Below are 12480 nucleotides of genomic sequence, written 5' to 3'. Positions count from 1 at the left end.
GAAAGGCTTATTTGTTGTTTCGGCTTCTAATAATTTCAAGAATTCGCTCATTATTGATAATGACCATGCCATGTCTATCAGCGGTAATGCCTGATTCCAGCTTATAGGTATACACTGGTGCGTTGTTGTTCATACGAGTAGGGAGGTAAACGAACTTGATATTTTTGCACAGTGTTTTTAATATCTCGCCTGCCTCAACAATATGGGTAGATATTAAGAACATTGAGCTGCGTTTTTCGGCGAATGCTTTTGTAATGGCAATAGTGCCTTCATAGGCATCTTTAACATTAGTGCCTCGAAAAAGCTCATCGAATATGACAAAGAGTTTCTTAGAGGACGCCAGTTCTTTGGCTATTTTTTTAACCCGCAGAACTTCCGCGTAAAAATGACTGTTCCCCGCGCCAAGGTCGTCAGGTAAGTTAATAGTGGTATAAATGCCATCACGCACTGAAAATTTCATTTGTGCAGCCGCAACAGGAAAGCCCAGATGCGCAAGGTATAAAGCAATGCCTATTGATTTCATTAATGTTGATTTTCCGGCCATGTTCGCACCCGTCAAGAACACGACATTTTTATCAGTGCCAAGTTGGATACTGTTGGTAACGGGATTTTTTACCAGAGGATGAAAAACATCCGATAGGTGGAGAATATGTTCAGACTTATCTATTGCCTCCGCAAATACAAAGTTGTGTTTCAATGCCACGATAGCAATGGACATAAATACGTCCAGTTGATAGATATCAGTCAAGATTTGCTTTATTTGACGTCGAAACCTGGATCTGAATAGATCATCATAGGCTATCATTCTTGCATAGGGAGGTTTGTCTGTTTGTTTGACTTCCAGTAAAATTTTTAACTCCGGGTAGTTTAGCAACTCGGCTATTTTTTCCAAAGTGGTGTGATATGGAGTTACCTGAGCTGTCGGCCGGATGCGGTTAATGAAATTATTCAAGTCTTGTAAAATGCTTATAATTGCATTAATTCCATTGACAATCAGTTTATAGTCGCCGTCGGCCGCTAAGAGCTGACTGAACTTTTGCGCCAGATTATTTTCCCGGGAGGAGAGCATCGTGCGCTGATCTGTCATACTCAGGTATATTTCCGCACTGTCTAAGTCCTCTGTTTTAAAGGGGAAGCTGAGCCTACCGGTACTAAAAAATTGCATGGTTTGACTCCGGTTATTAATTTGTTCCTTATTTGTCAATGGATAAAGAAAGTACTGTTCTAATATTTCCGCGCCGCCTCTAGTGCAGGTATTATTGAAGAGACTGAAAATAGAATCACTACCTGGCTTTGCCAATATATTAAGGTCATCGAGGGTTTGCTTGTCAGTGTGAAAATTCATGATATCTTATAAACTTCCGGTAAATGGAGACGGCTAAATGCAAGCCACCTCCAGATACCGTATCATTAACTATTATTGACCACTATTTTCTTCTTCTTCTAAACAGTACTATTACGCCGGTCAGGGCTATCATTCCGGGGATAAGACCTTTACATAACCATACTAATACTGTCATCTGCCCGCTTGAAATTTTTAGATCTATGTCTTTTGCTGGTGTATTGATAATGTCAACAGGGAACGCACCGTTACTTAACCATCTGCAAACTCCTTGAAGGAAATATTCGTTGAACCTGCTTCTTCCTCGTGATAACTCTCCGTTGCTAACAAAGTCAGCATCGCCTGAAATCACGATTTTCTGTTGTTTACCATTTATAGACCTTGTCAGCGACACTGCAACGGGAAAAATACCTTTCTGATCGCCTAATGATGCGTTAAAACTTAGATCCGCTGTCGACAGATCAACAGAACCGAGTTTGGTAGTCATCATAGGCTTGACAGGTGACACTACATTGTTCACCGGCATGGCAGCGGTGGCGGCGACGGCACCTTGTGGCATAGCAACCGCTGTGGCGCTTTCGGTTGCTTGTTTGGAAACAGGAGGTTCTTTGGCTGTTTGTCCCACGTTTTTTCCTACGTTATCTCCTGAAAGGATCTTGTTCCAGCCTCCGGAGTTGCTCAATAATAACGGCTCGACTTTGAAACTTCCCGATGTCACAGTTTCAACGGCTGCTGCACCTTGTATCGATATGGTGCCTCCACCTTTTTGCATCCTTGCTAAATTTGAATCTATGCTTGCTGCATTAGCGGGAATTTGAGCATTAATAAAACCCGGTGTAGTATTTTTGTCAGGCTTAACTAACAGTCCCGCTTTGAGTTGCTCACCAACGTGTTGTAATATTGGGTTAAGTATATCTTGCCGGCCAGGTTCACCGGTTATCAGCATATTGCCGCCATTATCGATATAGCTAATTAATTTTAGCTGGGCTATAGGGCTGAGCGGAGTAACAGGGTCCGCTAAAACAACAATATTTGCGTCGCTTGGGATAACCTGTGTATTTAAATTGATGGTATCTACGTCAAAACCCTGATTGACCAACGCTTTTCGCCTAGGTTTAACTGAGCTGATCTGCCTGTAATCCCTGTCCGCATTGTTATCGATGCTTCTTTCTTTGTTGCCCGTAACGAATACAATTTTCGGAGCGGCCATTAGCAAACGCTTTAAGGCGGCCGATACTTCGGCTTCGCTGGCATATGGATCATTGTCACCAGTATAAAATCTCAGGAAAGTACTTTTGCCTTTATACTCTAACTTTCTCGCCAGCAAATAACCTTCCGGCTCCAGGTTGACCATTTTGTTGATCTGACCTGGTGGGATAAATAGCTGACGGTCAACTCCCATACTCGTGGCCATCTTATCCGCAATCTTTTCTATATCCTGTACACCGTTAAGATTTGGATTAAACCTGTAGTCCCTGAAATTTGTGTCCACGGGTTTTTGATAATAGTAGACATAGTCAACGTCCATACCCGGGATGAACCTTTTAAATTGTTCCAGCCTGCCCAAATCAGTATTCCGATACTGCGGCAACACTGCCCAAATGTTTCGATCCAGCATATTTGCATAGGTGGTAACTTTTAGTTGCCCTTTGATCTGCTTAGCGATGGTTTGACTATTTGGAGTAATCGTAAGTGATTTTCCTGCTGTGTTATCCCAATAACCAGTAAAAACAGGCCTCGAGGTCAGGTAGCCCAATAGGAGCGCCGTGAAAATTAATAATGCGTACCTCCCTGCTTTTATCGTCCACGGCTTCAATTCGCGCTCCGCTTTCATGCGTAGTACACATAGAGATAGGAATGAAGCAACGATGATCAGATAATAAAAAATATCTTTCGTGGTGATGAGTCCCGAAATCATTTTCTCGGTACGTCCAGAAATAGATAAGAAATATGTCAAGTCCCTTATAAAATCGATGTCCTGGCCCAATGTACCTACGTAGCGTAGTACCGTAAATATGGCTAAGGTGCTTATAGCTGCAACCACCTGATAGCTCGTTAAACATGACATAAACAGTCCGATGGCTGAATATGTACAGATCAACAAGTAAAGACCGACAAGCCCCGAGAATATCAGGCCCAGGTCAGCATCTTTTATAAATACAGCACCTATTAAGCTGAATATAGAAAGTATCGCTATTAGTGCCAGCCCATAAGTTATTATGGCGAGATACTTGCCCAAGATTATTTGTCTGAGTTTTACCGGCGAGGATAATAGCAGCTTTATAGACCCGCTGCTAATTTCCCGGCTCATCAGGCCCATTGTTAAGATAGGAAGATACAAATAGAGGGTTCCCTGCATTCCTGTAAATAACCCGTTCGTTCCACCAAAAAGTGATTTAGTGATCGGCATCGTCTGATAACCCAAGGATAAGCTCGTATGAGTAACCTGCAAAGTGCCTAAAAAGCTAATGGCACCCTGAATCATAAATATGGCTAGCACTAACCAGGCTACCGGTGAATAAAAGAGGACGGAAAGCTCAAGTTTTGCTATTTTGAGTGTTTTTCTCATGTTTCGTATTAATTTGATTTTTTATTTGATAGCTGGGCGAAAACTTCGTCCAACGAACTTTTTTCCAACATGATTTCGCTAAGTTGCCAACCTTGCTGAACGGCCATGGCGATGATCTTTTTAGATAAATCCGGTGAAGCTTTAAATCGGAGCCTTATGCTCTTGTCATTTAGCGGCTCAACTGCAGTTATTCCGGGAATTGCACTCAAGACTTCGGCAGATGGCGGGTTGTCCATGGAAACCAACATGCTGTCGGGTAGGATGTAATTATTGAATGCTTCCATAGTATCGGCAAATACCATCCGTCCACTTTCAATCATTTTTATATCCTTGCATATCGCTTGCACTTCCGAAAGAATGTGAGTTGAAAATATAACTGCGCGTTCTTCTGCGATTTGCTTAATAATCTTTCGTACCTCCAGAATTTGGTTAGGGTCAAGTCCATTAGTGGGTTCATCCAAAACAACCAGCTTCGGCTTATGGATGATCGCCTGTGCTATTCCAACGCGCTGGCGGTATCCGCCCGACAGGTTTCGCAAAAGTCTCGAGGCAAAGTGAGCGACGCCGCATTTGTCCATGACTTCATCGACTGCCAGTTTGATTTCATTTTTAGGTACGTTTCGTATCTCTGCGCAGTAGGTTAAATATTCTTCGACGGTCAAATCCAAGTGCAGCGGAGCATTTTGAGGCAAAAAACCCAACAACTTTTTCGCCTCTTCCGGTTCTTCACGGAGATCGATCCCATTGATAAAAACATTCCCTTCGGTTTGGTTGAGTACGCCACACAGAATGTTCATAGTAGTGGATTTTCCGGCACCATTTGAGCCCAAAAGACCAAGGATACCAACTTGATCGATCTCGAAATTAATGTCCCTGATGGCCCAGTCCCTACTATATCGATGGGATAAATTTTCGATTTTTACAATGCTTTGTTTCATTTTATATTGAATTATGAACATGATTATCCTTGCCGTAGTGGCTTTAAAGCCACTACGGCAAGGGGTTAGAAAATATGACGATTATTTTGACTGTTATGGATTATCGGGCATGCCCGGATTCTGAGATAAGTAAAGTGGTGGTAATCGTAATGTTAGCCGGGCCGGCTTCAAGGTATAAATCGTAGCGTTAGAACCGTCCTGGTAAACCTCATGCGTAGGTGCAGGATTGCCGGCGTAAATGGGGTCATTAGCTAATCTGCGCATATCAAACCAGCGTGCACCTTCCTGGGTAAATTCCCTGGTGCGTTCTTCTATAATAAACTTGATAAAAGAAGATTGATTGGCAGTAGCTGCCACCGGAACGGAGGCGACTGCTAATGGCATTCTATTTTTCCTGAGTGTTTCAATGTCTGCTTTCGCGCCAGCAAGATCATTGGTACGGGCTTCAGCTTCTGCCTTTAAAAGGTACAAGTCCGGAAGTTCAACACCAATTCGCGCCCATTGTAAATTATAGCGACGCAATCTTCCACCTGGTATGGGAGTGGATAAGTCTGTTTGCAAGTTAGAATAAAACTTTAATCGCCAATCCGATGGGTCGAATAAGGCAATAGTTCTGGTAGGTATACTAAGAAAATCGGCGGGGTATCCACTGCCATTCTCATTCCCCGAGTAAGTCATTACAGCCCACAAAGATTCTGTTATATCAGTGACATTGGTGAAAGGCGAATTCGGCCCGTACATATCACTAGATGGTAGAAAGGATCCGCCTACAGCCATGGTCTGATTGTAGTTGTAAAGTGTCGGCGCTGTGGTCATTTTAGCCATGTCATTAAAGGCGTTTTTGAACATTGTAAGCGCTTCGCTATTTTTTCCCATGAACAAATAGATTTTACCAAGCAAGCCTTCGGCCGCTGCTTTTGAGATCCGGGTACGGATAGCAGGTTGAAGCGCAAGGTTTGGTATGGATTGGGTTAAATCGTTGATCATAAAGTCATAAGACTGCTGTACTGTACCTCTTTCGAATGCTTTAGTGGTTACGTCTGCAATTTTGATGACAGGAAAACCTAAATCCGTCGATGCAGTTGCGGCATTGTAAGGCTTTGTAAAGTAATTTATCAACTGAAAATTTGTAAAAGCACGTTCGGCCATTGCCTCAGCCTGGAGCTCAAGCTTTTGTTGCTGCGTACCTTCAGTAGCATTTGTTACCTCGTTTGCGATTTTATTGAGGGTATAGATATTTGACAATAAATTACGAAGGAACTGCGGATTATTGGCATTGAAATCATTCGGTGGATTGTTGGCGGGGAAAACGTTATCTGACCATTGAAATAAGGAACGCGCGATTTCGAATCCACCATCAGGCGAGTTAAAGGCATAAGATTCTGCGGAGACCTCATCGCCCATAATTGCTGCGGGTTGCCAAGAACCGGCACCAGCGCCGCCCAGAACATAAAAGTTTGATCCGTTCATCAACTTATTGTAATCATCGTATGTGATCGCGATATTATCCCCCTTGGGAACCACCTCCAAAAAGCTTTTTTTACAAGATGTTGCTATGATTGACAACAGGGCAATGAAAGCCGCTGTCAGCTGTTTGTTTTTTTGCATTTTTTTAATAATTAAATGATTAAAAATTAACATTGGCTCCAAGTGTAATCGTGTGCTGGCCAACAGGTACAGCCATTGTGCCATACTGGTAGTTTTGGAACTCGGGGTTTAATCCATATTTATTCGCTTTCCATAACAATATATTGTTGACTTGTACTCTTAGAGAAGCGCTCTGAATTTTTAGCCAGCGTAATGCCCCCGGGCTAAGATTATATATTAAAGCAGCTTCGTTAAGCTTCACATAGGAGGCGCTCACAACATTTATATCTGCATCTTCATAATATTGAAGGTTACGTATGCCATAGTTTTCAACCGATAAATAGCGTGGAATTGCTGTCACGTTTTCATCTCCAGGTTTTTGCCAGCGTTGAAGAAATTCATTGCTTATATTTCCTCCGAGGTTACTATTAGTGGTCAATAAGCCAGAATAAAACTGATTTACCGTCCTTCGCATTACGGCACCCAGGCTGTAAGTCATATTGAGTGAAAGCTGAAACTGTTTATACCTGAAGTTATTGGTCAGGCCGCCATTGAATTTAGGCGTGGTAGTGCCCATATACACCAGGTCATCTCCTTTTGTAACATTAGGGTCTTTGGTTATTTTACCATTGGCGAGGTAAACTTGTGGGTCGCCTAACTTGTCTAAACCAGCGTATTTGTAGGCAAATAAAGAATTAATCGGGAAACCTATAGTAGGAGAACCACCCAGTTTAAAGCTCGGGTAACTTTCATAACTGGCAGGAATCTGGTATTTAACCAATTTGTTCTGATTGTATCCAAAAACAAAGCCACTCTGCCATGTGAAATGCTCTGTGTTTATGTTTATGCTGTTCAAACCAATGTTTATGCCGTTATTAACAAGGTCGCCGAGATTTGCTGTCGAAGAGGTTGAACCCGTGAAAAAATTTACTGGAGCGCTACCGAGTAAGTCTGTAGTACTTTTATGGTAGTACTCAATACTACCACTTAAACGGTTGTTTAAAATCGCAAAATCTACACCGATATTTGTGGTATGGGTAGCTTCCCAACTCAATGCTTTATCTGCTGCCTGGGAAATTTGGTAAGCCGGACCTCCAATGACAGCATATTGATAGTTGGGAATTTGTTCAGTGTAGATGATGTCATTTGTTGACGCAGCTCCTACATAGGGGGAGTTACCGGTGATACCGTAAGTACCTCTTACCGATAATGCGTCAATCCAAGTTATCGATGATAGAAACTTCTCATTTTTTATATTCCACTTTCCGCCCAAGCTATATGTAGGCTTGTTTTGAGCGGATACATCGCTGCCAAAAACGTTGCTGTGATCTACCCTCCAACTCAAATCCAGGCTGTATTTGTGATCACGTGTATAACTTCCCATGGCAAAATAAGAGTTGTTCCTTGTTACCACGTTTGCAGCCGAAAACGGCTGTTGAACGTGGCCACCGTAGCCTCCAAGTGTTCCAAATACGCCCTGATTTAGCGTGTTATAGTCTAACAGAGGATAGCTTTCAAGTTGGGGGTTATAACCGTAAATGGTTGTTTTATTCTGATCTGTGACAAGTTCGCGAGCTTCCTGGCCACCTTGCAGGGAAATATAGTCATTGCCATTTCTTCCTGAATAATTGTAAACCAGTTGATTCCGAACTGTCCAATTGCGTTGATTATTATTACCTAACTGATAAAATTCTCCGTCCTGCGGAATTAAGTATGTAGGGGGAGAGCCGGGCAGTGTGTTGTTAAGTAACTGTTTGCGGTAGCTGTAGGCCCGGTTGTCCTGAATGTATTGCATTTCAGTAGGTGCAATCGAATAGCCGTAAGTTCCTAAATACTGGAGACCTTTAAAGAATTTAACCGTGGCATTTCCAACTACATTTACCTCGTATGAATTCGTTTTGTTTGTCGCGTACTTTTGTTCATCGAATATCTGATAGGTTCCCAAATTAATGCCACTGGCGTCCGAATACTGCTTAATAACCTCAGGTGTCCAACCTGACAGGAATGGCATGTTGATATTATTGCCATTTGCGTCTTTGAGCAATTGATAGGGGAGTACATCAGGGCCTGCGGGTAATCCGTTTGGACTTCTATTAACGTTGTTTGCCAATTGGCTAATTAAGGAAAAAGAGAACCGGTCATTAGGTGTGAACGACTGACTGAGATTTAACTTATAAGAATTGCCGGTTTGGCCCAATGTTGAGGAATGGGTATCAGTATAGCCAAGTGATCCATAAACCGTGTATGTGTTGGTACCACCAGAAGCCGAAATAACATGGTTTGTAGTAAAGGCATTGCGATACAGCAAATCCCTGATTTGCTTGCTGTTGTTGATTTTTGACATGCTGTCCAGTTGCGCGTTAGCACGGGAAGCTGTGATTATGCCTTGGTTTTGGTTGTATAGTACTTGCTGACTTGGTGTTACAGGTCCGTAATAATTGTTGATACTGTTCAGCTGACTATAAGGGTAATCGGTGGGGTCAAAAATCTGTTTGGCAACCTGTATGTATTGACTGCTATTTAAGTAAAACTTACGCGCGTAATCAAGATCAGGCCTGCCCTCAAAGTTTATAAAACCGCGATACGATACTTTGATTTTTTGATTTTTACTACCCGATTTTGTCACTACAACGACTACTCCATTTGCTGCCTTTGCACCCCAAATGGCAGCGGCGGCGGCATCTTTTAATACGGTAACATCCGCAATATCATCGACGTTTAGAGAGCCAAAATCAGGAACAATAACGCCATTTACTACATATAATGGATCAGTGCTTAAGTGTATACTGCTCGCTCCCCGGATGATTGACTGTTGAGTAACAGTTCCTGTCGTCTGATTGACCGTATGCCCGTTAGGATAAAATGGAGCGACAACCATGCCCGGTATTTGTCCTTCCAAACGTCCAACTAGGTCCATGGTACTTGACCGGTTTTGTAATACCTGCATATCGGGTTTCGAAAACGATCCGGTTGCTCGTTCCTTTGATAACGTTTGATACCCGGTATGTACTATAACATCTTTTAATAAGGAAGTAGATCGCTGCAGCGCTATCTTTTGAAAGGGCATGTTGGTTTTCGCTGTAAACCGGTAGGTTTGAAAGCCTACAAATGACACGGCCAATTCATCTCCTTCTTCGGCATCTATCTGAAAACGACCGTCGTCATTAGTAACGAAACTTATCTCACCAGTAGCTTCCATGGATACCGCAGCGATGGTTCCCTTATTGTCGGTTTTGGATGCATTTCGTTTCCTTATGATCGACACTGTTGCACGGGAAAGCGGCGTTCCAGCGCTATCTGTGATTATGCCGTTTATATGAACAGGGCCAAGCAGGAAATTTTTGATTTTCTGAAAAACTGATGTTTCTGCTGGTCTTAAGATGACTGTATTACCTGTGATCGAATAAGTAACTGGCTGATTTTGAAAGCACGCGTTAAGCGCGTTTTGAATTGTTGCGTTATCTACCTTTACAACAATGTCTCTGACTTGCAGCTTATCTTCATCATATATGAAAACATACTTTGTCTGCTTTTCAATTTTTTTCAAAACATCTGCCAGTTTTGCGTGGTTTTCGTTGAGTGAAACCTGGCTGAAACCTTTTGCACTTGCGTGCAACAGACCGATCAATAGAATTAAGGTTGACAACTTCATGATTCTTAGGAGTTGTTTAGTGTTTAGCCATGCTGAGGGCATGGCAGTCGAAATTGTAAGAAATTTCATTACCTTTGTGATGTTTGGATTAATAGAAAGTACTCAATACCGATTTTTATCCGTCTCAGGACGGAAAGGTTAATCCAAAAACTGGCCGTGGTTGTGCGTCAACACACCCGCGGTTTTTTTATGATTACCCTGTTTGTTCTTTTAAATCTGTCGTCGTAGAATGTTTGCCATATCTGTTTTTTTTAAAGTGAATAAATAGTTAATTATCAATTTGGCAGAATTGTGATTTTTCTGTCGTCTACCCTGAATTTAATACCCAATTTGTTTAAAATCTCCAACACGTGGGATGCATTTGCGTTGCGCGGTACCTTACCGGTAATGGCCACCTTGGGAATAGTACTTTCATAGAGAACCTGAATATTGTACCAATGTGCAAGCTGGTGCATAACTGTCTGTAAATCCGCTCTTTTAAATTGAAACACGCCCATTTTCCAAGCGATAGCAGTTTCTAGATCTGCATTATTTACCGTTATTTTATCGTCTGCATTTGCGGTAACCGATTGTTGTCCAGGCTCCAACCATGCAACTTTTTCGCCTTTTGATATTTTAACGCTACCTTCTAATAGGGTAGTTTTAGTCATCCCTTCATCTTGATAGGCATTAATGTTGAAATGTGTGCCTAATACCTCAACAGTTTGACCGTTACTGACTACTTTAAAAGGCTTTAGCTTATTATGTGCAACCTCGAAGTACGCTTGTCCGGTGATTTCGACTCTGCGCTCATTTCCATTGAATGCAACAGGATAATGGATACTTGAAGCCGCATCAAGCAAAACTTTGGTGCCATCGGAAAGCATGAGTTCAAACGTTACCCCTGTTGGCGTAGTTACAGAGTTAAAGGCCAAATTTTCTGATGTACCTTGAGTCTTTTGATTTGCTTCGTAAGCTAAATGTCCCTCAGCTGTTTTAGTTATGGTAAAATTCCCCTGTGTGGTAAGTTTGCCATTCTTGGCGCTTTTTAACATTATCTGCTCTCCACCGCCCAAAGTAAGTACTGTGCTTCCTGTTCCTGGCGTGATAGCACTACTTTTTTGTAATGCAGTTTGCTGACTACGATCATCCCCAGGCCGGACTACCAGATAAATACTAATTGATATGAAAGCAAGAATGATGGCAGCTGCTGCAGCACGGTACCATAAGCTTAACTTTCTTATTTCTTTTTGACGAACCGGCAGTGTATCCCATATCTTTTCCAGATCAGCCTGCCTTTCAGCGTCTGAAATGTTTGGAAGGTTTTCCTGTTCGAATTGCAGATACCAGCTTAGTAGCAATCTTTTTTCGTCTTCGGAGCAGGTACCTGCGTTGTATCGTCTTATTAAATCAATTGCTTCTTCCCTTTGCATGGTTAAATTGAAAGATTTTCATCCTGTTTAATAACTACGACAGGCAATTGGGCTGCAAAGGGTAGATGTATTGAAAATATTTTTTTGAATTTGACAGATTTGTCAATAAAAAATTAAAATCTCGTGATAAGAAAGAGGTAGATGACTAATCCTAAACGAACTTTTAAGATTTTTAGTGCATTTTTTATTTGTTTTGTAACTGTCGCCTCAGAAATGTTAAGTGTTTCGGCAATTTCTTTGTGGGTAGCATGGCGCTTTCGGCTTAGTTCGAAAATTTCGCGCATTTTTGGCGGCAATAACGCAATTTCTTTTTCAATTATTTCAGTAAATTGTTTTTCCCGTATTAAATAATCAGTTGAATCCACATAGTTATTGGCATATTCAACCAGTGAATCGATGTACTTTGTTTCCACCTGCCGATGTTCATACACGTTAATCACACGATTATACACCGATGTATATAAATAAGCCGACAATGTAGATGTGAGTGAAATGTCCTTACGCTTTGTCCATAAGTTGGTGAATAACTCTTGTATCAAATCATTCGCTGCATCGCGGTCGCCAAGTTTTTTGTAGGCGTGACTATGCAACAACCATTTATAACGATTGTAAATCTCAGTGTAGGCATCCTGACTACCTTCGCGGAGCTGGGACACGAGATCGTGATCGGAAGTAGAACTTAGGGAAATCAACTTTTAAATAAATCACACTAAATTAACGAAAATATAATACACTCCGTCAGGCAATATACAAATTTTTGAAGGATGACAAAATCTTCTCAAGTTGTCTGCCGGTACTCCCGATCCTTTGCGCAAATTGAAATAAATGAACTTTTTAAAGCGCTAACTGTTTTAAGCCCATTTCGCGGCAGATGTGGATTTTTAATAACTGCACGTTTTTTGTAATAGGTTTATAATAAATTATGTAATCTTGCAGTTAAAATTACGGTCCGTTCAATACCGTGGAATAACCAATTAATA

General features: G+C 41.7%; 7 protein-coding genes. All 7 read right to left on the bottom strand.

Annotation, left to right across the window (positions count from 1 at the left end):
* Positions 1 to 7: 7 nt before the first annotated feature.
* The gene (locus FHW89_RS08375) at positions 8 to 1345 is read right to left on the bottom strand and encodes a DNA mismatch repair protein (RefSeq protein ID WP_172334583.1); all 1338 of its coding nucleotides are present in this window, start codon (positions 1343 to 1345) and stop codon (positions 8 to 10) included.
* An 82-nt stretch (positions 1346 to 1427) separates the two neighbouring features.
* Positions 1428 to 3911 (bottom strand): Gldg family protein, encoded by a 2484-nt coding sequence (locus FHW89_RS08370; RefSeq protein ID WP_172334582.1) that lies wholly within the window; start codon positions 3909 to 3911, stop codon positions 1428 to 1430.
* Between the two features lie 8 nt (positions 3912 to 3919).
* Positions 3920 to 4849 carry an ABC transporter ATP-binding protein gene (locus FHW89_RS08365; protein ID WP_172334581.1) on the bottom strand — a complete coding sequence of 310 codons (930 nt, stop codon included), beginning with the start codon at positions 4847 to 4849 and terminating at the stop codon, positions 3920 to 3922.
* A gap of 93 nt (positions 4850 to 4942) precedes the next feature.
* Positions 4943 to 6457: a RagB/SusD family nutrient uptake outer membrane protein gene (locus FHW89_RS08360; RefSeq protein ID WP_172334580.1), complete on the bottom strand. Its 1515-nt coding sequence runs from the start codon at positions 6455 to 6457 to the stop codon at positions 4943 to 4945.
* A 19-nt stretch (positions 6458 to 6476) separates the two neighbouring features.
* A complete protein-coding gene (locus FHW89_RS08355; RefSeq protein ID WP_172334579.1) occupies positions 6477 to 10088 on the bottom strand; it encodes a SusC/RagA family TonB-linked outer membrane protein in 3612 nt (1203 codons plus the stop codon).
* A gap of 275 nt (positions 10089 to 10363) precedes the next feature.
* Positions 10364 to 11500, bottom strand: a complete 1137-nt coding sequence (locus FHW89_RS08350) for a FecR family protein (protein ID WP_172334578.1) — start codon at positions 11498 to 11500, stop codon at positions 10364 to 10366.
* A 113-nt stretch (positions 11501 to 11613) separates the two neighbouring features.
* The gene (locus FHW89_RS08345) at positions 11614 to 12156 is read right to left on the bottom strand and encodes an RNA polymerase sigma factor (protein ID WP_371742436.1); all 543 of its coding nucleotides are present in this window, start codon (positions 12154 to 12156) and stop codon (positions 11614 to 11616) included.
* Between the last annotated feature and the right edge of the window lie 324 nt (positions 12157 to 12480).

It is taken from the genome of Mucilaginibacter sp. SG564, assembly GCF_013149275.1.
GTDB lineage: Bacteria > Bacteroidota > Bacteroidia > Sphingobacteriales > Sphingobacteriaceae > Mucilaginibacter.
Note: the sequence above shows the minus strand (reverse complement) of the source record. Positions and strands in the feature narration are given on the sequence as shown.

Coding starts and splice junctions, on each gene's coding strand:
- FHW89_RS08350 (WP_172334578.1), bottom strand. CDS start 11,500: ATGCAAAGGGAAGAAGCAATTGATTTAATAAGACGATACAACGCAGGT.
- FHW89_RS08370 (WP_172334582.1), bottom strand. CDS start 3,911: ATGAGAAAAACACTCAAAATAGCAAAACTTGAGCTTTCCGTCCTCTTT.
- FHW89_RS08360 (WP_172334580.1), bottom strand. CDS start 6,457: ATGCAAAAAAACAAACAGCTGACAGCGGCTTTCATTGCCCTGTTGTCA.
- FHW89_RS08375 (WP_172334583.1), bottom strand. CDS start 1,345: ATGAATTTTCACACTGACAAGCAAACCCTCGATGACCTTAATATATTG.
- FHW89_RS08365 (WP_172334581.1), bottom strand. CDS start 4,849: ATGAAACAAAGCATTGTAAAAATCGAAAATTTATCCCATCGATATAGT.
- FHW89_RS08355 (WP_172334579.1), bottom strand. CDS start 10,088: ATGAAGTTGTCAACCTTAATTCTATTGATCGGTCTGTTGCACGCAAGT.